The 24,163-nt window shown below is 68.7% G+C and carries 22 protein-coding genes and 1 pseudogene; 3 read left to right on the plus strand and 20 right to left on the minus strand.

Annotation, left to right across the window (positions count from 1 at the left end):
• Positions 1-34: 34 nt before the first annotated feature.
• The 10 genes and pseudogenes from gatB to IEZ21_RS04270 form a co-directional block, all read right to left on the minus strand.
• Entirely contained in the window at positions 35-1,546 is a 1,512-nt protein-coding gene (gene gatB, locus IEZ21_RS04225; RefSeq protein WP_033321019.1) for an Asp-tRNA(Asn)/Glu-tRNA(Gln) amidotransferase subunit GatB, read from the minus strand.
• A 16-nt stretch (positions 1,547-1,562) separates the two neighbouring features.
• Complete coding sequence (locus IEZ21_RS04230) at positions 1,563-1,805, minus strand: hypothetical protein (protein ID WP_033321018.1); 243 nt, start codon at positions 1,803-1,805, stop codon at positions 1,563-1,565.
• The gene (gene gatA, locus IEZ21_RS04235) at positions 1,802-3,307 is read right to left on the minus strand and encodes an Asp-tRNA(Asn)/Glu-tRNA(Gln) amidotransferase subunit GatA (protein WP_189320525.1); all 1,506 of its coding nucleotides are present in this window, start codon (positions 3,305-3,307) and stop codon (positions 1,802-1,804) included. Before gatA ends, IEZ21_RS04230 begins: the two co-directional genes overlap by 4 nt.
• A gap of 6 nt (positions 3,308-3,313) precedes the next feature.
• Positions 3,314-3,610 (minus strand): Asp-tRNA(Asn)/Glu-tRNA(Gln) amidotransferase subunit GatC, encoded by a 297-nt coding sequence (gene gatC / locus IEZ21_RS04240; RefSeq protein WP_030258164.1) that lies wholly within the window; start codon positions 3,608-3,610, stop codon positions 3,314-3,316.
• Positions 3,611-3,722: 112 nt separating this feature from the next.
• A pseudogene (locus IEZ21_RS04245) lies at positions 3,723-5,837 on the minus strand (putative bifunctional diguanylate cyclase/phosphodiesterase); the annotation flags it as partial.
• A gap of 440 nt (positions 5,838-6,277) precedes the next feature.
• Positions 6,278-8,485, minus strand: coding sequence for an NAD-dependent DNA ligase LigA (ligA, locus tag IEZ21_RS04250; RefSeq protein ID WP_189320527.1), 2,208 nt, complete (start codon positions 8,483-8,485; stop codon positions 6,278-6,280).
• Positions 8,486-8,500: 15 nt separating this feature from the next.
• Positions 8,501-9,520, minus strand: a complete 1,020-nt coding sequence (locus IEZ21_RS04255) for a methionine synthase (RefSeq protein WP_189320528.1) — start codon at positions 9,518-9,520, stop codon at positions 8,501-8,503.
• 32 nt (positions 9,521-9,552) lie between these two features.
• A complete protein-coding gene (locus tag IEZ21_RS04260; protein WP_189320529.1) occupies positions 9,553-10,242 on the minus strand; it encodes an SDR family oxidoreductase in 690 nt (229 codons plus the stop codon).
• Positions 10,243-10,273: 31 nt separating this feature from the next.
• Positions 10,274-10,813, minus strand: coding sequence for an LOG family protein (locus IEZ21_RS04265; protein ID WP_189320530.1), 540 nt, complete (start codon positions 10,811-10,813; stop codon positions 10,274-10,276).
• The gene (locus tag IEZ21_RS04270) at positions 10,810-11,613 is read right to left on the minus strand and encodes a class I SAM-dependent methyltransferase (RefSeq protein WP_189320531.1); all 804 of its coding nucleotides are present in this window, start codon (positions 11,611-11,613) and stop codon (positions 10,810-10,812) included. The genes IEZ21_RS04265 and IEZ21_RS04270 overlap by 4 nt, the downstream gene beginning before the upstream one ends.
• 87 nt (positions 11,614-11,700) lie before the next feature.
• Between IEZ21_RS04270 and IEZ21_RS04275 the strand changes: the two genes are divergently transcribed.
• Positions 11,701-12,024, plus strand: a complete 324-nt coding sequence (locus IEZ21_RS04275; protein ID WP_033321011.1) for a DUF427 domain-containing protein — start codon at positions 11,701-11,703, stop codon at positions 12,022-12,024.
• Here IEZ21_RS04275 and mnmA read toward each other — a convergent pair.
• The gene (mnmA, locus tag IEZ21_RS04280; protein ID WP_189320532.1) at positions 12,017-13,162 is read right to left on the minus strand and encodes a tRNA 2-thiouridine(34) synthase MnmA; all 1,146 of its coding nucleotides are present in this window, start codon (positions 13,160-13,162) and stop codon (positions 12,017-12,019) included. The two genes, IEZ21_RS04275 and mnmA, sit on opposite strands and share 8 nt — an antisense overlap.
• Before the next feature lie 60 nt (positions 13,163-13,222).
• Between mnmA and IEZ21_RS04285 the strand changes: the two genes are divergently transcribed.
• Positions 13,223-13,981 (plus strand): N-acetylmuramoyl-L-alanine amidase, encoded by a 759-nt coding sequence (locus IEZ21_RS04285; RefSeq protein WP_189320533.1) that lies wholly within the window; start codon positions 13,223-13,225, stop codon positions 13,979-13,981.
• Between the two features lie 33 nt (positions 13,982-14,014).
• On the opposite strand, the gene IEZ21_RS04290 is transcribed toward IEZ21_RS04285, so the two are convergent.
• The 3 genes from IEZ21_RS04290 to IEZ21_RS04300 form a co-directional block, all read right to left on the minus strand.
• On the minus strand, positions 14,015-15,184 hold the full coding sequence (locus tag IEZ21_RS04290) for a cysteine desulfurase family protein (RefSeq protein WP_189320534.1): 1,170 nt from the start codon (positions 15,182-15,184) through the stop codon (positions 14,015-14,017).
• Positions 15,185-15,315: 131 nt separating this feature from the next.
• Positions 15,316-15,594: a DUF4190 domain-containing protein gene (locus IEZ21_RS04295; protein WP_033321008.1), complete on the minus strand. Its 279-nt coding sequence runs from the start codon at positions 15,592-15,594 to the stop codon at positions 15,316-15,318.
• Between the two features lie 31 nt (positions 15,595-15,625).
• Positions 15,626-15,790: a hypothetical protein gene (locus tag IEZ21_RS04300; RefSeq protein WP_246567271.1), complete on the minus strand. Its 165-nt coding sequence runs from the start codon at positions 15,788-15,790 to the stop codon at positions 15,626-15,628.
• 133 nt (positions 15,791-15,923) lie between these two features.
• On the opposite strand from IEZ21_RS04300, the gene IEZ21_RS04305 reads away from it, so the two are divergent.
• The gene (locus tag IEZ21_RS04305; protein WP_189320536.1) at positions 15,924-16,541 is read left to right on the plus strand and encodes a TetR family transcriptional regulator; all 618 of its coding nucleotides are present in this window, start codon (positions 15,924-15,926) and stop codon (positions 16,539-16,541) included.
• Between the two features lie 94 nt (positions 16,542-16,635).
• Here IEZ21_RS04305 and IEZ21_RS04310 read toward each other — a convergent pair whose 3' ends face one another.
• The 6 genes from IEZ21_RS04310 to IEZ21_RS04335 all read right to left on the minus strand — a co-directional run bounded on the left by IEZ21_RS04310 (position 16,636) and on the right by IEZ21_RS04335 (position 23,961).
• Positions 16,636-17,484, minus strand: coding sequence for a thioesterase family protein (locus IEZ21_RS04310; RefSeq protein WP_189320537.1), 849 nt, complete (start codon positions 17,482-17,484; stop codon positions 16,636-16,638).
• Between the two features lie 143 nt (positions 17,485-17,627).
• Positions 17,628-18,872: an ABC transporter ATP-binding protein gene (locus IEZ21_RS04315; RefSeq protein ID WP_189320538.1), complete on the minus strand. Its 1,245-nt coding sequence runs from the start codon at positions 18,870-18,872 to the stop codon at positions 17,628-17,630.
• 23 nt (positions 18,873-18,895) lie between these two features.
• On the minus strand, positions 18,896-19,993 hold the full coding sequence (locus IEZ21_RS04320) for an ABC transporter ATP-binding protein (RefSeq protein ID WP_189320539.1): 1,098 nt from the start codon (positions 19,991-19,993) through the stop codon (positions 18,896-18,898).
• The gene (locus IEZ21_RS04325; RefSeq protein ID WP_189320540.1) at positions 19,990-20,988 is read right to left on the minus strand and encodes an ABC transporter permease; all 999 of its coding nucleotides are present in this window, start codon (positions 20,986-20,988) and stop codon (positions 19,990-19,992) included. The genes IEZ21_RS04320 and IEZ21_RS04325 overlap by 4 nt, the downstream gene beginning before the upstream one ends.
• A 116-nt stretch (positions 20,989-21,104) precedes the next feature.
• On the minus strand, positions 21,105-22,889 hold the full coding sequence (locus tag IEZ21_RS04330; RefSeq protein ID WP_189320541.1) for an ABC transporter substrate-binding protein: 1,785 nt from the start codon (positions 22,887-22,889) through the stop codon (positions 21,105-21,107).
• Positions 22,890-22,950: 61 nt separating this feature from the next.
• Positions 22,951-23,961: an ABC transporter permease gene (locus IEZ21_RS04335; RefSeq protein ID WP_189320542.1), complete on the minus strand. Its 1,011-nt coding sequence runs from the start codon at positions 23,959-23,961 to the stop codon at positions 22,951-22,953.
• Positions 23,962-24,163: the final 202 nt, after the last annotated feature.

Consider the following 24,163-nt stretch of genomic DNA (forward strand, 5'->3'; position numbering starts at 1 on the left):
CCAGGTGCACCCCCTCGCCGCCCAAGCGGAGCGCCTAGCCCTCGACCCCCAGCTTCTCCAGGATCAGTTCCTTGACGCGCGCCGCGTCGGCCTGGCCCCGCGTGGCCTTCATGACCGCGCCCACGAGGGCACCCGCCGCGGCCACCTTGCCGCCACGGATCTTGTCCGCGATGGCCGCGTTGCCCGCGATGGCCTCGTCGACGGCGGCCGTGAGGGCGCCCTCGTCCGAGACGACCTTCAGGCCGCGCTTGTCGACGACCTCGTCCGGGGTGCCTTCGCCCGCGAGAACGCCTTCGATGACCTGACGGGCCAGCTTGTCGTTGAGGGAGCCGTCCTTGACCAGCGTGGTCACACGGGCCACCTGCTCGGGCGTGATCGGCAGCGCGTCGATCGGGCGCCCCGACTCGTTGGCGTTCCGGGCCAGTTCACCCATCCACCACTTGCGGGCCGAGGCCGAGTCGGCGCCCGCCTCGATCGTGGCGGCGATCAGGTCGACCGCACCCGCGTTCAGGATCGACTGCATGTCGTGCTCGGAGATCCCCCACTCCTCACGCAGCCGGTTACGGCGCAGCCGCGGCAGTTCGGGCAGGACCGCCCGCAGCTCCTCGACCCACTCGCGGGTCGGGGCGACGGGGACGAGGTCCGGCTCGGGGAAGTAGCGGTAGTCCTCCGCCTCTTCCTTCACTCGCCCGGAGGTCGTGGAGCCCGTGTCCTCGTGGAAGTGGCGGGTCTCCTGGATGATCGTGCCACCGCTGTTCAGGACGGCGGCGTGCCGCTGGATCTCGTACCGGCAGGCACGCTCCACCGACCGCAGCGAGTTGACGTTCTTCGTCTCGGAGCGTGTGCCGAACTTCTCGGTGCCGTTCGGGCGCAGCGAGAGGTTCACGTCGCAGCGCATCTGCCCCATCTCCATGCGGGCTTCCGACACACCGAGCGCCTTGATCAGCTCGCGCAGTTCGGCGACGTACGCCTTGGCGACCTCGGGAGCGCGCTCCCCCGCTCCCTCGATCGGCTTGGTGACGATCTCGATGAGCGGGATGCCGGCGCGGTTGTAGTCGAGGAGGGAGTGCGAGGCGCCGTGGATACGGCCCGTCGCACCGCCCACGTGCGTGGACTTGCCGGTGTCCTCCTCCATGTGGGCGCGCTCGATCTCCACGCGGAAGATCTCGCCGTCCTCCAGCTGGACGTCCAGATAGCCGTTGAAGGCGATCGGCTCGTCGTACTGGGAGGTCTGGAAGTTCTTCGGCATGTCCGGATAGAAGTAGTTCTTCCGGGCGAAACGGCACCACTCGGCGATCTCGCAGTTCAGCGCGAGACCGATCTTGATCGCGGACTCAACACCGGTCGCGTTCATGACCGGGAGCGAGCCGGGCATGCCGAGGCAGGTCGGGCAGGTCTGCGAGTTGGGCTCGGCACCCAGCTCGGTCGAACAGCCGCAGAACATCTTGGTCTTGGTGCCGAGTTCGACATGGACCTCGAGGCCCATGACGGGGTCGTACGACGCCAGCGCGTCCTCGTACGACACCAGTTCAGTCGTGACAGTCACGGTGAGACTTTCCCTCTCAGCCCAGCAGGACGTCGTCGTCGCCCAGGCGCTTGAGCTCCCGGTAGAGGATGGCGAGGCCGGTGACGATGGCTACGGCGGACACGGTGGCGTCGATCAGGACCAGGGTGTCCTTCTCGGCGCGGGCCTTCTTGAGCCGCTTGGCGACACCGATCGCGCCGAACGCGGTCCCGGCCATGGACAGGTACGTACCGGACTTCGAATTCTTGAAGCCCTTGGCCTTCGACAGTGCCTTGCTCACAGCGACGGAGCCTCCTCGATCAGCGGGTGACCCCAGCGTTCCACGAACGCGGCCTCGACCGCGGCGCCCACCTTGTAGAGGCGGTCGTCCTGCATCGCGGGGGCGATGATCTGCAGACCGACCGGGAGGTTGTCCTCCGGCGCGAGACCGCAGGGCAGCGACATGGCGGCGTTGCCCGCCAGGTTGGTCGGGATGGTGCACAGGTCCGCGAGGTACATCGCCATCGGGTCGTCAGCGCGCTCGCCGATCGGGAAGGCGGTGGTCGGCGTCGTCGGCGAGACGATCACGTCGACCTGCTCGAAGGCCTTCTCGAAGTCGCGGGTGATGAGCGTACGGACCTTCTGGGCGCTGCCGTAGTACGCGTCGTAGTAGCCGCTCGACAGGGCGTACGTGCCGAGCATGACGCGGCGCTTGACCTCGTCCCCGAAGCCCGCCTGGCGGGTGAGGGAAGTGACGTCCTCGGCGGAGCGGCTGCCGTCGTCGCCGGTGCGCAGGCCGTAGCGCAGGCCGTCGAAACGGGCGAGGTTGGAGGAGCACTCGGACGGCGCGATGAGGTAGTACGCGGACAGCGCCAGGTCGAAGGACGGGCAGTCCAGCTCGACGATCTCGGCGCCCAGCTCCTTGAGGAGCGCGACGGACTCGTCGAAGCGCTGGACGACACCGGCCTGGTAGCCCTCGCCGCTGAACTGCCTGACGACGCCTACGCGCATGCCCTCGACGCTGCCGTTGCGGGCGGCCTCGACGACGGGCGGTACGGGCGCGGCGATGGAGGTCGAGTCGAGGGGGTCGTGACCGGCGATGGCCTCGTGGAGGAGGGCCGCGTCCAGGACCGTACGGGCGCAGGGGCCGCCCTGGTCGAGGGAGGACGAGAACGCCACCATGCCGTACCGCGACACGCCGCCGTACGTCGGCTTCACGCCGACCGTGCCGGTGACGGCGGCGGGCTGGCGGATGGAGCCGCCGGTGTCGGTGCCGATGGCGAGCGGGGCCTGGAAGGAGGCGAGGGCGGCGGAGGAGCCACCGCCGGAGCCGCCGGGGATACGCGTCAGGTCCCACGGGTTGCCGGTCGGCCCGAACGCGCTGTTCTCGGTGCTGGACCCCATGGCGAACTCGTCCATGTTGGTCTTGCCGAGGATGACGACGTCGGCGGCCTTCAGCTTCCGGGTGACGGTCGCGTCGTACGGCGGAATCCAGCCCTCGAGGATCTTGGAACCGACGGTGGTCGGGATCCCCTCGGTGGTGAAGATGTCCTTGAGCGCGAGGGGCACACCGGCGAGGGGCCCGAGCTTCTCCCCTCGCTCCCGCTTCTCGTCGACGGCACGGGCCTGGGCGAGCGCGCCCTCCCGGTCGATGTGCAGGAAGGCGTGCACCTTTTCGTCGACGGCCTCGATACGGGCCAGGTGAGCCTCGGTGACCTGCACGGCCGTCAGTTCGCCGGCGGCGATCTTCTGGGCGATCTCGGCGGCGGTGAGCTTGATGATGTTGACGTTGCTGTCCGTCATTTCGGGTTACTCCTCCCCCAGGATCTGCGGCACCTTGAAACGCTGCTGCTCCTGGGCCGGGGCGCCGGACAGCGCCTGCTCGGGGGTGAGCGACGGACGGACCTCGTCCGCGCGCATGACGTTCGTCAGCGGCAGCGGGTGGGAGGTCGGCGGTACGTCTTGGTCGGCGACCTCGCTGACGCGGGCGACCGCGCCGATGATGTCGTCGAGCTGACCGGCGAAGTGATCGAGCTCTTCGTCCTTCAGCTCCAGACGCGCCAGCCGTGCGAGGTGGGCGACCTCCTCGCGCGTGATGCCAGGCATGCAGCGATCCTCAGGGGTGAGTGTGTGTGCTTTGCGCCAATCCTATGGCGCCGGTGCGGGTGGCTGCGCCCGGGTTTCTTTTCTCGCGTCCCCCGTCTGGGGTGCCGTGCCCCTAAACGACCCGCCCCGGATCATCCGCCGCAGCCGCGGGCAGCGCGGCCCGAGGCCGTTGCCATCCCCGCGACCCGCGGGCCCGGAGCCACGCGGTCGTCTCCTCCGCGGGCATCGCCGCGGCGACCAGCCACCCCTGAACCGCATCGCATCCGAGGTCCCGGAGCCGCTCCCACGTCTCGTCGTCCTCCACCCCTTCGGCGACGACGAGAAGCCCCAGCGAATGCGCGAGATCGACGGTGCAGCGAACGATCTCGGCGTCCTCCGTGTCGACGGCCAGCCGAGCCACGAAGGACCGGTCGATCTTCAGCTCGCTCACGGGCAGCCGGCGCAGATGCACCAGCGAGGAGTACCCGGTGCCGAAGTCGTCGAGCGACATCTTCACGCCGTGCCCGGTCAGCGCGGCCAGCGTGGCCGCGGCCCGGTGCGGGTCCTCGAGCAGCACATGCTCGGTTATCTCCAACTGCAACGCCCCCGCCGGGACCCCGTGCCGTGCGAGCCGCGCGGCAACCCCTCCGGCGAACCCCGGCGTGTGCACATCGCGCGGCGACACATTGACGGCCACGGGCACATAAAGCCCCTGAGCCCGCCAGCGGGCCACCTGCCCGAGCGCCGTCTCCAGCACATACTCCGTGAGATGCGGCATCAGCCCGGACGACTCGGCGATCGCTATGAACTCGTCCGGCGGTACCCTCCCGCGCTCGGGATGCACCCACCGTACGAGCGCCTCGAGCCCGGCCACCTGCCCGTCGAAGCGGACCTTCGGCTGATAGTGCAACTCGACGTCCCCGGTATCCAGCGCCCGGCGCAGATCCCCCAACAGCCCCAGCCGGTCAGGGGTGTTGGAGTCCCGCTTGGACTCGTACACCTCCACTCCCGTACGGTCCCGCTTCGCCTGGTACATCGCGACATCCGCCCGTCGCAGCAGCCCCTCCGCGTCCAGCGCGTGATCGGGGAAGACGGCGAGCCCGGCACTGGCCTCCAGCACGAGCGTCAGCCCGTCGAGATCCAGTGGCGAACCGAGCGCGGCGACGAGGTTACGAGCCACCCGCGTCGCGGACGTCGTCGAGTCGGCCACGGGCAGCAGTACGGCGAACTCGTCACCACCGAGCCGCGCGGCCTCCGCCCCGCGCGGCAACGCCAGCCGCAACCGATCCGCTATCTGCAACAGCAGCCGGTCCCCCGCAAGATGTCCCAGCGTGTCATTCACGGACCGGAATCGATCCAGGTCGATCAGCATCAGTGCGGAACGCGCACCGATCCGCTCGGCGTCCTCGAGCGCCGTCCAGGTGCGTTCGAGGAGCCACTGGCGGTTGGGCAGCCCGGTGAGCGGGTCGCGCAGTTGTTCCTCGGCCCGGGCGCGGGCTATCCACAGGCTGAAGTCGAGCGCGATGAGGGGGATCGAGAAGAGCGGCAGCAGTACGGGGAGCGACATCGCGACGACGCAGATCAGCGGGGCGATACCGAGCAGCGCCACGGCCACGAGCCCGTGTCTGACCAGGGCCGTACGGGCGACGGTCGGCACACCGACACGGGGCGCGTGGAGGTACCACAGGAGCGCGCGCGTCACGGCGAGATACGCGACTGCCACCAACACCACCTCGGGCGCGGTGTAGACGGTCCAGCTCTCCGGGTTCCAGGGCTTCTCCACGGACGGGACCCGGCCGAAGATGGCCAGCACCAGAGCACCGCCGCCGATGCCGAGAATGTCCACCGCGCCTTGCAGCACGCCCTGGCGCCAGCGGTGACGGCGGGCTATGCCGACGAGCACGACGACGGTGAGGCTGACCATTCCGGCCGGCACCCAGCCGTACAGCAGCAGGACGGCGAGTGTGAGAGCCGCGCCGGAGCCCGTGCCGCCCCACCAGCGGGCGCGGCCGAGCGCCACCAGATGACCGACGATGATGCCGACCAGCACGGCAAAGGACCAGCCGACGGAACCGGACGGAAAGAGCGCCTGGTGCCCGGTGAACCCCCGGAAGAAGCCCGCGCCCAGTACGAACCCGGCCGCCGCGACGACCGCCGTGGGCAGTGTGGGCCAGTACGTCTGCCGCTCGGGTTCATGGCCGGGCATCCCGTGCCCGGCGCCGGTGCTCCCCTGGCCGGGCATCCCGAGCCCGGAGCCGGCGCCCACCCGCCCCTGCCTGTTCTCCTGTCCGCGCGCGTCCGTGCCCGGCCCGTGCCCGTGCACCATGGTGCGCTGTCCGGCTGCGGCCAGGGACGCCCCCCATCTCCGCATACCGGTCACCCAGCGCGGGCGCAGCCGTGAGTCCGGGGCGGCGCTCTCGGTCGGTTCCATTCCCGTCCCTCTCACAGCCGGCGGTGCCCACGCCACGCGGCCCGATGCCCGACACCCTCTAACGGCACCGCGTCTGAAAACCCTTCCCCCGCTCTTGACGAGTGGGGGATGCCCCGACCGCAGCTGGGCACGGCAGGCGCACATCTCAACAGTAGGCCGCAGAAGGCTTCCACGGGCACCGGTCGTCTACGGTTGCCCGAATGCGACCAGGCCACCCGCATGCATCTGGTATGCGCCGAACGGGTGACCTTCAATCCCTACTCCTCGACCGGAAGCGCGACTTCAGCGGCTGCTTCCGGCCCTTGTTCGAGCAGAACGGCAAAGCCGTCCTCGTTCAGAACAGGCACTTTGAGCTGCATCGCCTTGTCGTACTTCGATCCAGGATTGTCACCAACGACTACAAAAGAAGTCTTCTTCGAAACCGAACCGGTTACTTTCGCGCCCCGAATCTGGAGTTGATCCTTCGCGCCGTCCCGTGTGTGGTGCTCGAGCGTTCCAGTGACGACGACGGTGAGTCCTTCGAGCGGGCGCGGTCCTTCGTCCTCGCCCGAACTCTCTTCCGCCATCCGGACACCGGCGGCCCGCCACTTGCGCAGGATCTCCTGGTGCCAGTCCACCGTGAACCACTCCTTGAGGGAGGCCGCGATGATCGCGCCGACTCCCCCGGTGGCGGCCAGCTCCTCCTCCGTGGCCTGCTCGATTCTGTCGATCGAGCGGAACTCGCGCGCCAGTGCCTCGGCCGCGACCGGCCCGACATGGCGGATCGACAGCCCCGTGAGCACCCGGGCGAGCGGGCGGCTCTTGGCGGCCGCGATGTTCTCCAGCATGGCCAGCGCGTTCTTCTTGGGCTCGCCCTGCTGGTTGGCGAAGACTGTGGCGATCTTCTCCTCGCCGGTCTTCGGGTCCCGCTTCGGCAAGCCGCTGTCCTGGTCGAGGACGTACGCCTTGATGGGCAGCAACTGCTCGATGGTGAGGTCGAAGAGGTCGCCCTCGTCCTTGAGGGGCGGTTCGGCGGGCTCCAGGGGTTTGGTGAGCGCGGCGGCGGCGACGTATCCGAAGTTCTCGATGTCCAGGCTCTTGCGGCCCGCGAGATAGAAGAGGCGCTCGCGCAACTGGGCCGGGCAGGTACGGCCGTTGGGGCAGCGCAGATCGATGTCGCCCTCCTTGGCGGGCGCCAGCGGTGTGCCGCACTCGGGACACTCGGCGGGCATCACGAACTCCCGCTCTCTGCCGTCGCGCAGATCGACGACCGGGCCGAGGATCTCCGGGATGACGTCACCGGCCTTGCGCAGCACCACCGTGTCGCCGATGAGGACGCCCTTGGCCTTGACCACGTCCTGGTTGTGCAGCGTGGCGAACTCGACCTCGGAGCCCGCCACGGTGACCGGCTCCACCTGCGCGTACGGCGTGACGCGGCCGGTACGGCCCACGCCCACCCGGATATTGACCAGCTTGGTGTTGACCTCCTCCGGCGCGTACTTCCACGCGATCGCCCAGCGCGGGGCGCGCGAGGTCGAGCCGAGGCGGCCCTGGAGGGGGATCTCGTCGAGCTTCACGACGACGCCGTCGATCTCGTGCTGCACGGAGTGACGGTTTTCTCCGTAGTACGCGATGAACTCCCGTACGCCGTCGAGGTCGTCGACCACCTTGCTGTACGGGGTCGTCGGCAGACCCCACTCGCGCAGCAGGTCGTAGGCCCCTGAGAGCCGGTCGAGTCCGTCGAAGCCCTCTCGGGCACCGATGCCGTGCACGACCATGTGGAGCGGTCGGGTGGCCGTGACGCGAGGGTCCTTCTGGCGCAGTGAACCCGCCGCTGCGTTGCGCGGGTTGGCGAAGGGTTTGTCGCCGGCCTCCACCAGGCGGGCGTTGAGCTCCTGGAACTTCTCCATCGGGAAGTAGACCTCGCCGCGGATCTCCACGAGGTCGGGAATGCGGTCGCCCCTCAGGCGGTCGGGGATCTCGGCGATCGTCCGGACGTTCGGCGTGATGTCCTCGCCCATGCGGCCGTCGCCGCGGGTCGCCGCGCGTGTGAGGCGGCCGTGCTCATAGGTGAGGTTGACCGCGAGGCCGTCGACCTTCAGCTCGCACAGGAAGTGGTGGTCGGAGGTGCCGACCTCCTTCGCGACGCGGTCGGCCCAGGCCGCCAGCTCCGCCTCGTCGAAGGCGTTGTCCAGCGACAGCATGCGCTCGCGGTGCTGGACGGCCGTGAACTCCGTCTCGTACGCCCCCGCCACCTTCTGAGTCGGCGAGTCGGGCGTACGCAGCTCGGGATACTCCTCTTCCAGGGCCTCCAGGGCGCGCAGGAGCTGGTCGAACTCCGCGTCGCTGACGACGGGCGCGTCCTTCACGTAGTACCGGAAGCGGTGCTCCTCGATCTGCTCCGCCAGCTGCGCGTGCTTCTCCCGTGCCTCGGCGGGCACGGGCCCCGCAGTCGAGCCCGTCTGTGCGTCCTTGTCGCCGGCCACCGTGTCGTCCTCCCCTTACTCTGGGTTGTCCGCGAGGGATCTCGCCGCCTGGACGCAGTGGGCGAGCGCCCGGCGCGCGTACTCGGGCGAAGCACCCGCGAGTCCGCACGTCGGAGTGACCGTGACCGACTCCGAGAGAAGCCCCGGATTCAGCCCCAGCCTGCGCCACAGCGTCCTGACACCCATGACGCTACCGGCAGGGTCTGACAATGGGCCGTCCGTGCCCGGCACTACGCCCGCGAACAGCTTCGTACCCCCTTCCACTGCTTCCCCGATCGCATCGTCGTCACGCTCGGTGAGGAGCCCGAAGTCGAAGGAGATCGCGGTCGCTCCGGCCCGGCGCAGCAGGGCGAACGGGACGTCGGGGGCGCAGCTGTGCACGACGACGGGCCCGCTGTCCTGCACACCCGCCATGTCCCGCAGGGTGGCCTCGACGACTTGGCGGTCCACCGCCCGGTGGGTGCGGTAGCCGCTCGCCGTCTTCACCTGGCCGCGCAGGACGGCGACGAGCGAGGGCTCGTCGAGTTGCAGCACGATCTGGGCGCCGGGTACCCGCCGTCGTACGTCGTCGAGATGGGCACGCAGCCCCTCGGCGAGCGATCCTGCGAGGTCACGGCGGGCGCCGGCATCGGACAGCGCCACCTGACCGTTCTTCAGCTCCAGCGCCGCCGCGAGCGTCCAGGGCCCCACCGCCTGCACCTTCAGCGGCCCCTCGTACCCCTGCGTGAACTCCTCCAACGCGTCGAGGTCCTGGCGGAGCCAGGCCCTGGCCCGCCGGGTGTCCCGCCCCGGCCGGTCCCCGATCCGCCACCCGCTGGGCTCCACGCGCGCGTACAGCTCGACCAGCATCCCGGCCGTCCGCCCGATCATGTCCGCCCCGGGCCCCCGGGCAGGCAGCTCCGCCAGATACGGCATCCCCGTCTCCGGTCCCTCAAAGGTCCCGGTCACGGTCTTGGCGGCCTCCCGGGCGTCCTCGCCCGGCATCGACCCGATCCCGGTCGCGGGACCGGGCCTGAACTCGCTGTTTTCGCTCACCCCGGCAGCGTACGGAATCGTCGTGGCGCGGGTCAGCGCCCCGGCCGCACCGTCAGATCGTGGACCTCCGCGTCCCTCGGCAGGTCCAGAGCCATCAGGATCGTCGTCGCCACCGACTCCGGGTCGATCCACATCGCGGGGTCGTACTCCTTGCCCTCCTGCTGATGGACCTTGGCCTGCATGGGGCTCGCGGTGCGGCCCGGGTAGACCGAGGTGACGCGGACGCCGTTCGCGTGCTCCTCGTGGCGCAGCGAGTCGGCGAGAGCCTTCAGACCGTGCTTGGAGGCGGCGTACGCGGACCATTCGCGGCCGGCGTTGAGTCCCGAACCGGAGTTGACGAAGATCACATGCCCCTGCGCGACGCGGAGTTGGGGCAGGAAGTGCCGGGTCAGCTCGGCGGGCGCGATCAGGTTGACGTTCAGCTGGTGGCGCCAGGTCTTGGGGGTCAGCTCGCCGACCGGGCCGAGGTCGATGACGCCCGCGATGTGCATGAGCGAGTCGACCCGGTCGGGCAACGTCTGGTGCGAGAACGCCCAGGACAACCGGTCCGGGTCCGCGAGATCGCCGACCAGGGTCTTCGCCCCCGGGAACTCTGCGGCCAGCTCCTTCGCACGGCCCGCGTCGCGCGCGTGCAGCATAAGCTCGTCCCCACGCGCGTGAAGGCGGCGGGCGACGGCCGCGCCAATTCCGGAACCGGCCCCGGTGATCACATGTGTAGCCATGCCGCCATGCTCGCATCACTGCGCTACTGCATCACTGCTTGCCGAGTGACTCCTCCAGGTACGCCAGCGCCCCCACCGGCTCCTCCGCGAAGAACACCAGGTCGGTCAGCGGGACCGGCAGGAAGCCCTCGTCCTCCATGCGCCGGAACTGCTCCTTGAGGCCGTCGTAGAAGCCCGCCGTGTTGAGCAGCACCACCGGCTTGGTGGTGTGGCCGTGCTTCTTCAGCTCCAGGATGTCCGTCGCCTCGTCCAGCGTGCCGGTCCCGCCGACCATGACCACCACGGCGTCGGCCTTCTCCAGCAGCAGTGCCTTCCTCTCGGCGAGGTCCCGCGCCACGACCATCTCGTCGGCGTCCGGCCGCGCCTTGGCCACCAGGAACTCCACGGAGACCCCGAGCAGCCGCCCACCCGCCTCCTGCACCCCGTCGGCGACGACCTTCATGAGTCCGACGTCCGAACCGCCCCACACCAGGGTGTGCCCACCCTTGCCGAGCAGTTCGGCGAACTCGCGGGCGGGGCGCGTATAGCGCTCGTCGAGATCGGCGGCCGAGAGAAAGACGCAGATGTTCATGGCTTCACGGTACGGGCCGCCTCTGACATCGCGGTCACCCGGAGCTTCGACTGACCATGCGGCAGCTTCTCCCAGTCGTCCATGAACTTGGCCGAAAGGCCGTGTTTCGCGGCCAGTTGAACCAGTGTCTCGGTGCGGTAGTAGAAGTCCTCGTGCAGCACCTGGTGTTCGCGGCCCTCAGTCCGGTCGAAGGTGAAGTCGAACCATCCGCCGGGCGCGAGTACGCGGCCCACGTTGGCGAGACACTGCTCGATGACGTCCGGAGGCGAATGCGAGAACACGCTGTGCGCGTGCACCACGTCGAAGTACGCGTCGGGCAGGAAAGCGAAGGTCAGGTCGTTCGCAAGCGTCAGGTGGGGCAGCTTGGCCTGGAGGCCTTCCCGTACGAGGGTGTCCTGGGCCGCGATCAGGATGTCCGGCGAGATGTCGATCCCGTAGTAGTGGCCGCTTTCCAGGTGGTCGATGAACAGCCGCCCGGCGCGCAGGTTCCCGCAGCCGATCTCCAGCATCCTGTGCTGCGGCTTCAGCCCGTGCCGCACCAGGTAGTCGAACTGCATCCGCCCGAGCTGCGCCCACCGCTCGCGTGACGGATTGTGCCCCACCGCCGCCTCCGTGCTGCGCGCGGCGTCGGAGGCCATCACGGCCCGGTAGTACGCGATGTGGTCGCGGTGTTTGAGCCGCAGCCAGGCGTCACGCGCGGCCCGGCGGGCGTACGGGGGCACCTTCTCGGGGTGCTTCAGCGCGTAAGTCACTTGATGGGCAAGGCTCTTGCGGTAGCGGGTCAGTCGCGTGGCTCCCATAGGGACTCCAATCGGACGACGTCAGGGAAGAATCCGCCGTCGGCGTGCGCTTACACCTGGTGAGACCCCTATTCGAGGAGCCGGAACGTGACCGCAGGCCACCGCATCACCATCGAGCAGGGCACCGAGCACGTACGCGTGGTGCACGACGGGCAGGTGCTCGCGGAGAGTACACGCCCTCTGCTGCTGCGCGAAACAGGTTTGCCCGTGCGCTACTACCTGCCCATTGAGGACGTACGCACCGAATTGCTGACGCCCTCGGACACCCACACCCACTGCCCCTTCAAGGGCGACGCGTCCTACTGGTCGCTGCCCGGCGCCCCCGACCTCGTCTGGACCTACCCGGACCCGAAGCCGGAGGTCGCGGAGATCAAGAACCACGTGTGCTTCTACGAAGTTGAAGTCATCTGACCGACTGGGCCGACTGAGCAACCGCAGTCGTCGCCCGTACCGTCGTCGCGATCGTCGCCGAGCCCACCACCCGCGTGCCGTCGTACAGGACGATCGCCTGGCCGGGGGCGACGCCGCGGACGGGCTCCGTGAAGGTGACCTCCAGCGAGTCGTCGACGAGTTCGGCCGTGACCGTCGTCTCACCTCCGTGGGCGCGGAGTTGGGCCGTGTACGTGCCCGGGCCGGTCGGGGCCGCGCCGCACCAGCGGGGCTTGATGGCCGTCAGGGCAGAGACCTCCAGAGACGCCGCCGGGCCTACCGTCACCGTGTTGTTCACCGGCGAGATGTCGAGGACGTAGCGCGGCTTGCCGTCCGGGGCTGGCGTCCCGATGCGGAGCCCCTTGCGCTGGCCGATCGTGAAGCCGTACGCGCCCTCGTGGGTGCCCACCTTGTCACCGGACTCGTCGACGATGTCGCCCTCCGACTTGCCCAGCCGGTTCGCCAGGAAGCCCTGGGTGTCGCCGTCGGCGATGAAGCAGATGTCGTGCGAGTCCGGCTTCTTGGCGACGGCCAGGCCCCGGTGCTCGGCCTCCGCGCGGATCTCGTCCTTCGTCGTGACCGTGTCGCCGAGCGGGAAGAGGGCGTGCGCGAGCTGGCGGTCGTCGAGGACTCCGAGGACGTACGACTGGTCCTTGGCCATGTCGGAGGCACGGTGCAGCTCGCGCGTGCCGTCGTCGTTCACGATCACCTTGGCGTAGTGGCCGGTGCAGACGGCGTCGAAGCCCAGGGCGAGGGCCTTGTCGAGCAGGGCCGCGAACTTGATCTTCTCGTTGCAGCGCAGACAGGGGTTCGGGGTACGGCCGGCCTCGTACTCGGCGACGAAGTCCTCGACCACGTCCTCACGGAAACGCTCGGCGAGGTCCCATACGTAGAAGGGGATGCCGATCACGTCCGCGGCGCGGCGGGCGTCGCGCGAGTCCTCGATGGTGCAACAGCCACGCGCGCCCGTGCGGAACGATTGCGGGTTCGCCGAGAGGGCGAGGTGGACACCGGTCACGTCGTGCCCGGCTTCGGCGGCTCGGGCGGCGGCGACGGCGGAGTCCACGCCACCGGACATGGCGGCCAGTACGCGGAGGGGGCGCTGTGAGATCTCAGTCATAACGCTTCCAGGGTACGGGTCCATGGGAACCGGAGCCCGCGGGTATCCGTTGGCCCTTTCATGGGAGAGGACTGGACGAATCAGTGGTCAGGTCTGCGGGCGACGGACTCCCCTCAGGAACCCTCGCGCAGACACCGCCGGGAGAAGGAGGCGGGGCGACCCATCGGCCGGCGGGCACTGATCGTCGGTGGGGCCGCGGCTGCCGTGGGCGGGGCCGTGCTGGGGTGGGACCAACTGGCGCAGGGAGGCGCCATGCGCGAGGGGATGGCCCGGGACATGTGGAAGGTGCCCGGCATGCGCAAGCCGCGGAAAGAGGGGGAGGTCGACTTCTCGGGCGCCCAGTGGGTCGCCGCGTCCTCGGCGAACTGGCGGATGGCGGACCGGCCCGCCGACTACACGATCGACATGGTCGTCATTCATGTCACGCAGGGCAGTTTCGACTCGGCGGTGAAGGTTTTCCAGAATCCGGCACACGGCGCGGCAGCGCACTACGTCTTCCGCAAGGACGGGCATGTCGCCCAGATGATCCGCGAGCTGGACGTGGCGTACCACGCGGGGAACCGGGAGTACAACGAGCGGAGCATAGGCATAGAGCACGAGGGTTTCGTGGACCGTCCGCAGGACTTCACGGACGCGATGTACCGCGCGTCGGCACAGCTGACCGCCCGGGTCTGTGCGCGCCACAAGATACCCGTGGACCGGAAGCACATCATCGGCCACGTCGAGGTGCCGGAGGCGACCCACACGGATCCCGGGGACGGCTGGGACTGGGACCGGTACATGCGACTGGTACGAGAGGCGCGCAGCGCAAACGTCTGAGGACCACTCGGCGGATCAAGGCCTGGCTCAGGCCTAGCTGAGCCCCGCCGTCCGTGCCCTCTCCACCGCCGGGCCGATCGCCTGGGCCACCGCTTCGACGTCGGCCTCCGTGGAGGTGTGGCCGAGGGAGAAGCGGAGGGTGCCGCGGGCCAGGTCCGGGTCGGTGCCCGTGGCGAGGAGGACATGGCTGGGCTGGGCCACGCCCGCCGTGCACGCCGAGCCCGTGGAGCACTCGATGCCCTGGGCGTCCAGGAGCAGCAGCAGCGAGTCGCCCTCGCAGCCGGGGAACGTGAAGTGGGCGTTCGCGGGCAGTCGGCCCTCGCTGGCAGGGTCGCCGCCGAGGATGGCGTCGGGGACGGCCTTGCGTACGGCGTCGACCAGGTCGTCCCGCAGCGCTCCGATCTCGCGGGCGAACCACTCGCGCTGCTCGGCGGCGGTCCGGCCGGCGACGGCGAAGGCGGCGACGGCGGGCACGTCCAGGGTGCCGGAGCGGACATGGCGCTCCTGGCCACCGCCGTGCAGGACGGGTACGGGGCTGTACTCGCGGCCGAGGAGCAGGGCGCCGATGCCGTACGGACCGCCGATCTTGTGGCCGGAGACGGACATCGCGGCGAGCCCGGAGGCGCCGAAGTCGACGGGGAGCTGGCCGAAGGCCTGGACGGCGTCGGCGTGCAGGGGGATGTCGAACTCGGCGGCGACGTCGGCCAGTTCGCGGACCGGCAGCACCGTGCCGATCTCGTTGTTCGCCCACATGATCGTGGCGAGCGCCACATCGTCGGGGTTGCGGGCGATGGCCTCGCGCAGGGCCTCGGGGTGGACGCGGCCGTACGGGTCGACCGGGAGGTACTCGACCGTGGCGCCCTCGTGTTCGCCGAGCCAGTGCACGGCGTCCAGGACGGCGTGGTGCTCGACGGGGCTGGCCAGAACCCGGGTGCGGGCCGGGTCGGCGTCTCGGCGGGACCAGTACAGGCCCTTCACGGCGAGATTGTCGGCCTCGGTGCCGCCGGAGGTGAGGACCACCTCGCTGGGGCGTGCGCCGAGGGCTGCCGCCAGGGTTTCGCGGGCTTCCTCGACGGTTCGCCGCGCGCGGCGACCGGCTGCGTGCAGGGAGGAGGCGTTGCCGGTTGCGCCCAGCTGGGCGGTCATTGCCTCGACCGCCTCCGGGAGCATCGGGGTGGTCGCGGCGTGGTCGAGGTATGCCATGGTGGGCCCAATTCTAGGGCCCGCTGTTTTCTGCCTCGGCAGGGCCGAGCGGTAGCGGCACGACTGCCCGCGGTCGGCCAGGCCCTGCCCGCGGCCAATCCCGTAGCCAACCAGGCGCGCAACACCTTCTGTCAGCCGCCGAGGCTCCACGACATGGTGTTGTCCGCCGACATGAAGGCCGCGAGGACCAGTAGGTCGGCGATGCCGAGGCCCAGGCCCAGGTAGGCGCGACCGCGGCGCGTGGTGTTGCGGTGGAGGGCTACCGACGCCAGGACGATGGCGATGGGGCCGAGAAAGATGTTGAAGACCAGGAGCCCCACGAGGCCGAGGACGAAGGACGCCACTGCCATGCCGTCGGCGTCGCGACGGACGGCGTTACGGCGCTGGGGCGCGGCGGTGGTCAGTTGCATAGGTCTGCTCCCAACAGGCGTAAGGGCGTGGTCAGTTGGTGTTCGCGCGGCGGCGTGAGTGATGCTCGCGGGCCGCGAAGACGGCCAGCCAGACGCCGATGACCGCGGTGGCGACGAGGGTGAAGGAGAGCGGCGCGTGGGCCACGGTGCCCAGGACGACGCCCAGCAGCAGGAGTGCCGCGACGAGGAACAGCATGAGATGCCTCTCGTGGTGTCGTGAGTGCTGATCGTCGATCGGTGAACGCTTGTAGTTACAGTTGTTCACTGACTTATCAGTCTAGCCTGTACACGTCTTTCCAATCCCGGAGAACAGTTGTTAACTGCATGGCATGAGTCACACCCTCGGCGTCCGACAGGCCCAGAAACAGAAGACGAGGCAGGCGTTCCTGGACGCTGCGCTGGCTCTGCTGGAGGAGCAGAGCCTCAGCAGTCTGGGCCTGCGCGAGGTCACCAGGGCCGTGGGCGTCGCCCCGACCGCCTTCTACCGGCACTTCCCCTCGACGGCGGATCTCGGAGTGGCCCTGGTCGAGGAGGCGCTGGGCAGCCTGCACACGGTGATCGCCGGCACGGTGTCAGCGGCCGGCGACGGCGACGAACGTATCGAGCGCACCGTCGAGCTGATCGCCCGTCATGTGCGCGAGTACCCAGCACACATCCGCTTTATCGCCCGTGAACGCAACGGCGGGGTCCAGAAGGTCCGGGCCGCGATAGCGGAGCAACTCGCCCGGTTCACCGCCGAGGTGAAGACCGCACTGGCCCAGCACCCGGAGTCGGCCGGCTGGAACGACGACGACCTGCTGATGCTCGCGGGCCTGTACGTCGACCAGATGCTGATGACCGCCTCCAACCTCCTGGACGCGTCCCCCGAGGAGCAGGACCAAGTCATCCGGGCGGCGACCCGCCGCATGCGCCTGATCAGCATCGGCCGACGGCACTGGCTGAGATGACGCCCCCTCACGAAGAGTGCGTACGAACACGAAGGGCGCGTACGAAGCTCTCGTACGCACCCTTTCATCGCCCTACTTGCTCAGTCGGAGCCGGTCAGATCCTGACCCGAGCGAGCTGTCGCGACTGTGCCACCAGCCGGTCCGCACTGTCCCAGACCTCGGCGTCCTCCTCCAGAAAACCGCCGGCGAGGTTGCGCGTGGTGATCGAGATCCGCAGCGGACCCGGCGCCGGACGGCAGCGGATGTGCACGGTCAGCTCGACGGTCGGGACCCAGCCGGACAGGCCCAGTTCGAAGGCGGTCGGCGGCAGCGCGTCGACCGCGAGGAGCAGCGAGAAGGGGTCGGCGTCCCGGCCGTCGGCGAGCCCGAACCAGGCCCGCATCTCGCCCTTGCCGGACGGCGAGCCGAGGGCCCAGCCCAGGGTGGAGGGGTCGAGCTTGAGCATCAGCCGGTCGGTGATGGCGGAGCTGCCGGGGACGGGAGCGGGCGCGTCGGCGGGGCCGAAGCACTGGTCCAGCGGCGGAATCGCGGGCGGCTTCGCCGATGTCCGTACGTCGTCGGGGAGTTGGTCCAGGTCCCCGTAGGAGGCGAGGACGCGGATCCGTTCGACCTCCCGGCCTTCCTCGTCGTACTGGAAGAGGGATGCCTGGCCCGTCGAGAGAGTGCGGCCGGTGCGTACGACGTCCGTGCGGACGACTGCCGGACCCGGCTCGGATGCCGTCAGGTAGTGCGCGGAGACGGTGAACGGGTCGCCGTGCGGCAGGGCGTCCGCGAGTACGCGGCCCAGAACGGCCAGCAGGTAACCGCCGTTGACGGCGTTGATGATCGTCCATCCGGCGGACAGATCGATGTCGTAGACGCCGGGTGCGCGACGCGTGACCGCGGTGTCGCGGTCGAACTCGCTGTCGCCGATCGCTGCCTGTACGAGAGTCGCTTCTGACATACCTGAACGGTACAACAGGAAATTACTAAGCAGTAGCTTTTGAGATTTCAGCCACGTGACATCTCCCGACTCACCACATCTCCCCACTGACACGGAAACGGGAGAGCGCACACGCGCTCTCCCGTTCTGTCACGCTGCGGAAGTTACTCCTTGGAGGCCCCGGAGTCCTTGGCGGCACCGGAATCCCCGGGCTCCTCGCCCGACCTGTCCCCCACCTGCGCCGCGACCGCAGCCGACGTTTCCGCCGACTCCGCGAGCACCTCGTCGGCCACCAGCTCCGCCGCTTCCTTTGCGACGGTCAGCAGGACGGTGTCCTGCGGCGCCTGGTCCGCGAAGTTCTCCGGGTGGTGACAGGCCACCTGCTGACCGGGCTTCAGCTCAAGGAGCGGCGGCTCCTTCGTGGTGCAGATCTCCGTGGCCTTCCAGCACCGAGTGTGGAAGCGGCAGCCGCTCGGCGGCGAGATCGGCGAGGGAACATCGCCCTTGAGCAGGATGCGCTCGCTCTTCGCCGCCCGGCGCCGTGGGTCCGGGATCGGCACGGCCGACATCAGCGCCTTGGTGTACGGGTGCATCGGCGCCTTGTAGAGCGACTCGCGGTCCGCGAGCTCGACGATCTTGCCTAGGTACATCACCGCGATACGGTCCGAGACATGGCGTACGACGGACAGGTCGTGCGCGATGATCACGTATGTCAGGCCCAGCTCCTGCTGGAGGTCGTCCAGCAGGTTCACGACCTGCGCCTGGATCGACACGTCAAGCGCGGAGACCGGCTCGTCCGCCACGACCAGCTTCGGGTTGAGCGCGAGCGCACGGGCGATGCCGATGCGCTGGCGCTGGCCGCCGGAGAACTCGTGCGGATAGCGGTTGTAGTGCTCGGGGTTGAGGCCGACGACCTCCAGCAGCCGCTGGACCTCCTTCTTGATACCGCCCTCGGGCGTGACGCCCTGGAGCTTGAAGGGGGCCCCGATGATGGTGCCGATCGTGTGGCGCGGGTTCAGCGACGAGTACGGGTCCTGGAAGATCATCTGGACGTCACGGCGCATCGGGCGCATACCGCTGACGCCCAGGTGCGTGATGTCCCGGCCCTCGAACTCCACGGTGCCCGCGGTCGGTTCGAGAAGCCGGGTGATCAGCCGGCCCATCGTCGACTTGCCGCAGCCCGACTCGCCCACGACGCCGAGGGTCTCGCCGGACTTGACCTCGAAGTCGATGCCGTCGACCGCCCGCACCGCGCCGACCTGCCGTTGGAGCAGGCCCTTGCGGATCGGGAAGTGCTTCTGGAGCCCGGTCACCTTCAGCAGGGTCTCGCCGGGGGCGGCGTCCTTGGTGAGGGTCGCGCCCGGGGCCGTCTTCGGGCCCGCGCCGTCGCTCTCTGCGGGTTTGGTCACTGCCGCGTCCTCGGGTTTCTCACTCACAGCTTGGGCGCAATCTCTTCGGTCCAGATACGCTCCCGCTGCTCCTGCGTCATATGGCAGGCGGCCCAGTGCTGGCTGCCGACCTCGGTCAGCTCGGGGCGGACCGTGCGGGTGACGTTGTCCTTGGGGACGTCCGCGTACGGGCAGCGCGGGTTGAAGGCGCAGCCCGACGGGATGTTGATCAGCGAGGGCGGGGAGCCCTTGACCGGGATGAGCCGCTCCTGCTGGTCGCGGTCGAGGCGCGGCATCGAGCCCAGCAGGCCCCAGGTGTAGGGGTGCCGGGGCTCGTAGAAGACCTTCTCGGCCGGGCCGCGCTCGACGCAGCGCCCGCCGTACATCACCAGGATGTCGTCGGAGAGCTCGGCGACGACGCCCAGGTCGTGGGTGATGACGATGACCGCGGAGCCGAACTCCTTCTGCAAGTCCCGGATCAGGTCGAGGATCTGCGCCTGGACGGTCACGTCCAGGGCGGTCGTCGGCTCGTCCGCGATGAGCAGTTCGGGGTTGTTGACGAGCGACATCGCGATCATCGCGCGCTGGCGCATACCGCCGGAGAACTCGTGCGGGTAGCCGTCGACGCGCTTGTCCGGTTGCGGAATGCCCACGCGGTCGAGCATCTCGATCGCGCGCCGCCGTGCGGTCTTCTTGTCGACGTCGTTGTGGATGCGGTACGCCTCCACGATCTGGTGGCCGATCGTGTAGTACGGGTGCAGCGCCGACAGCGGGTCCTGGAAGATCATCGACATCTCGCGGCCACGCAGTTTGCGTACGTGGTCGGGATCGGCGGTGAGCAGTTCCGTGCCGTCCAGCCAGATCTCGCCGGAGAGTTGCGCCTTGCGTTTGCCGTACTGGCCGGTGGTGTGCAGGCCCATGATGCCGAGCGAGGTCACCGACTTGCCGGAGCCGGACTCGCCCACGATGCCGAGGGTCTTGCCCTTCTCCAGCGTGAAGCTGAGCCCGTCGACGGACTTGACCAGTCCGTCGTCGGTCGGGAAGTGCACCTTCAGGTCGCGGACTTCGAGGAAGGCGGACGGGGCGGGCGAGTCCTTGACGGGTTCGCTCAGCGCCGCCCCGCTCTTGCTGAGTTCGGTCATGCGAGCCTCACTCGGGGGTCGATCACGGCGTACAGGATGTCCACGACGAGGTTGGCGACGATCACCGCGAGCGAGGTGATCAGTGTGACGCCCAGGATGACGGGCAGGTCCTTGTCGCTGATCGCCTTGAGGACCGCCTGTCCGAGGCCGGGAAGGCTGAAGGTGGTCTCGGTGAGGATCGCGCCGCCGATCAGGGCGCCGAGGTCCATGCCGAGCATGGTGAGGATCGGCGTCATGGTGGAACGCATGGCGTGCTTGCCTATGACGACCGGCTCGCGCAGGCCCTTGGCGCGGGCGGTGCGGATGTAGTCCTCGCCCATGACCTCCAGCATCGTGGCTCTGGTGATCCGGGCGTACATCGCCGCGTAGAGGAAGGCGAGCGTGATCCAGGGCAGAAGCATGCCGCCGAACCAGCCGGTGAAGCTTTCCTCGATGGGGACGTACTGGGCGTCGAGCCAGCCGAGTCCGTAGCTGAAGATCGCCAGCGACAGCAGGCCGGTGAAGTAGATGGGAAGCGAGACGCCGGCGAGGGCGACGACCATCGCGCCGCGGTCCCACAGGGAGCCTCGCTTGAGCGCGGAGAGCACGCCCGCCGCGACACCGAAGATCAGCCACAGCACGGCGGCACCGAGCGCGAGGGCCAGGGTGACCGGGAAGCGGTCGGTGAGCACCGGCCAGATGGCCTGCTCGTTGCGGAAGGAGTAGCCGAAGCAGGGCGCCGAGCACTGCGTGACGTCGCCGCCACCGACGTACGTACGTCCCGCGAAGAGGCCTTTGAAGAACTCCCAGACCTGGGCGAGGATCGGGTCGCCGAGGCCGAGCTTCTGGCGCACCGCCTCGATGGCCGCCGGGTCGGCCTGCTTGCCCACGAACATCGTGGCCGGGTCCACGCCCGCCCAGCGGGGGACGAGGAAGAAGATGCAGAAGACCACCAGAATGATGACCACCAGCATCACTGCGGCGGCGAAGAGCCGCCTGGTGAGGTAAGCGAGCACTGCTCTCGGCCCGGCGGCGGACCATGGGCCACCGGAGGTCTTCCGGTGGCCCACGAGTCACGCCGCGCCGGCCTTCACCTGCCTTTCGTGCCGTATGGCGGGTGCGCCGGTCGGGATTACTTCTTGAGGCCCAGGTTCACGAAGTCGTACGTACCGTTGTAGTTGTCGGTCGTGTAGACGTTCGCCAGCCGGTTCGAGCGCCAGTTGATGAACTTCTCGAAGGTGAAGGGCAGGTAGTAGCCGCCCTCCATGACCTTGTGGTTGATCTCCGTGGAGATCTGCTCCTTCTTCGCGTCGTCCAACTCCGTGACGTAGTCGGCGAAGAGGCCGTCGATCGTCTTGTCCTTGATCATCGCGAAGTTGTTGTTGCCGCTCTCAAGGATGTACTTGCTGCCCCACAGAGGCAGACCGAAGCCCTGGACGGTCGGGAAGTCAGGACCCCAGCCCATGATGATGATGCCGTAGCCCTTCTTCTTCACGTTCTCGGGGCTGCCGATGATGCCGGAGGTCTGCGCACCGTCGAACTGGTCGATCTCGACGTCGATGCCGACCTTCTTCAGCGAAGCCTGCAGGGACTCGGCGGTGGCCACCTCGACCGGCTTGTTGTTGCGGACCGCGACGGTGGTCTTGAAGCCGTTCGGCTGGCCGCAGGCCTTCAGCTCTTCCTTGGCCTTGGCGACGTTGCCCTTCTTGTCCGCTCCGGCCATCTCGTACGGGTCGTACTTCTGGCCCTCGGCGCCCGGGACGGACGGCGGCAGCATGTTGGTGCCGATGTCGCCACCGGCGATCGGGCCACCACGCGCGGTCTGCAGCGACTCGTGGTCGGCGCCGTAGATCACGGCCTTGCGGCAGTGGATGTTGTCGAACGGCTTGACCGTCTGCGGGAAGACCGCGTACCGGATGTAGCCGGAGACCGGGTTGTCCAGGTTGCCCTTGTGCTCCTTCAGGGCGGTGGTGCGGCCCTGCGGGGACAGACCGGTCTGGTTGGCGTCCAGGTCGTAGTCGCCGTTGATCAGACGCTGGTCCATGTCATTGGCGTTGGTGAAGAACGTCATCGAGATCTTGTCCGGGTACGCCTTGCGGACCGGGTCCGAGGCCGGCTTCCAGTTCTCGTTGCGGACCAGGACCAGCTTCTTGTTCGGCGTGTACGACTGGAACTTGTACGGACCGGACGAGAACGGCTTCAGACCGTACTTCGACTTGGTGTCCTTGTCCTGGCGGACCGGGGCCGCCGAGGCCATGGTGAGCATGTCCTCGAAGTCCGAGTTGGGCGCAGGCAGGTTGAAGACGATGGTCTTGTCGTCGGGCGTCTCGATCGCCTTCAGACCCAGCTTGTCCGGGGACGTGTCCTTGTACGGGCCCGGGTACTCGCCCTTGGGATCGAGGATGTCCTTCAGGTAGACCGGACCGCCGGACAGCACGTCCTGCGCCCACACACGCTCGATGCCGTACTTGACGTCCTTGGAGGTGATCGGCTTGCCGTCCTCCCAGGTCACCCCGTCACGCAGCGTGTACGTGTAGGTCTTGCCACCGTTGGTGATCTTCGCCGTGCTGGTGGCGAGGTCCGGGGTGGCCTCGGCGCCCTTCGCTCCGGGCTCCGTCTTGCCGGTCACCAGGGTGCGGGCGTAGTAGCGGGAGAAGTTCCACATGAAGCCGTAGTAGCCACGCGTGGTGTCCCACGAGTCGGCGTCCTGGGCAGCGGCGAACTTCAGCTCGCCGCCCTTCTTGGCCTCGGATGCCTGGGCGACCTTGTTGTTCGCGGCGTCGAAGCCGGCCGCGCCGCCTTCCCCGCCTTCGTCGGTGCCGCCGCCGCCGCACGCCGCCGTGGCAAGCAGCGCGGCGACCACGCCGGCGGCGGCCACGGCCTGCTTGCGCCGCCTTGTGGTGCGTTGGGTAGTCACTCGGATCCTCCGTGTGTATAGCGGCCCGCCGACAGATGACGGGCCCTGGGGGTACGGCAGTTCAGCGGGAACCCTTCGGGTCCAGCGCGTCACGCACGCCGTCGCCGAAGAGATTGAAGGCAAGAACGGTGATGAAGATCGCTACGCCCGGGATCACCATGTACATGGGATCCGAGTCGTAGTAGTCGATCGCGCTCGAGAGCATCTGCCCCCAGGAGGCCGTGGGCGGTTTGACGCCCACGCCCAGGAAGCTGAGCGCCGCTTCGGTGAGGATGTTGGTCGGGATCATCATCGTCGTGTACACGATGATGGGGGCGACGAGGTTGGGCAGGAGCTCCTTGAACAGGATGTAGAACCGCCCGGCCCCGAGACTGCGGGCGGCCTCGACGTACTCGCGCTCACGCAGCGAGAGCGTCTGGCCGCGCACTACGCGTCCGACATAGGGCCAGCCGAAGAAACCGATCACCAGGATCATCACGAACAGGCGCACGCCTGTGCCGGTGAGACCCAGCATCTCGTTCGGCATGACCGAGACCAGCGCGATGATGAAGAGCAGCTGCGGGAAGGCCAGTAGACCGTCCATCACACGGCTGATGACCGCGTCCAGCCAGCCGCCGAAGTAGCCGGCGAGGACACCCAGAACCGTGCCGAGCACGACCGCGACGAGGGCGGACAGGAAGCCGACCAGGAGCGAGATCCGGGCGCCGTAGACGATCCGGGCGAACACGTCACGCCCGCTGACCGGTTCGACGCCGAGGAGGTGGTCCGCGCTGATGCCGCCCCAGGCGCCTTTGGGGGTGGAGAACAGAGGGTCGATCAGGTCCTCGTGGTGCGTCTCGGGGTCCTGCCCGACCAGGTTGGTGATCACCGGTGCGAGCAGCGCGATCGCGATCAGTGCGAGCACGACGACGCCGCCCGTGAGGGCCAACTTGTCGCGTTTGAGGCGCTCCCAGGCAATCCGGCCGAGGGAACGCCCCTGTACCGCCTTGCCTTCGGCGGAGCCCGCGAGCACCGCCTCCTCGGCAGCGCTCGGGGCCGCTTCCGCGGTCGGCTCGTGCAATGGTGCCGTCATCGTGGCAGCGACCCCTCTCAACCGGCTGTAGCCGGCCCCCACTTGCCGCTGTAGCGGCGTGACCAGTGCGTCGTACACAGGGGCGAACACCCCTGGAGCCGGAGTCTTCAACGGTTCAGCGATCTGTTGAAAGACCTGGCGGTGAATGGATGCCTAAACGTGATGCTGACTGGGATGTTCCGTTATCCGAACGGTATGTAAC

Origin of the sequence: Streptomyces flaveus, from assembly GCF_014647675.1 — a bacterium.
GTDB classification, from domain to species: domain Bacteria; phylum Actinomycetota; class Actinomycetes; order Streptomycetales; family Streptomycetaceae; genus Streptomyces; species Streptomyces flaveus.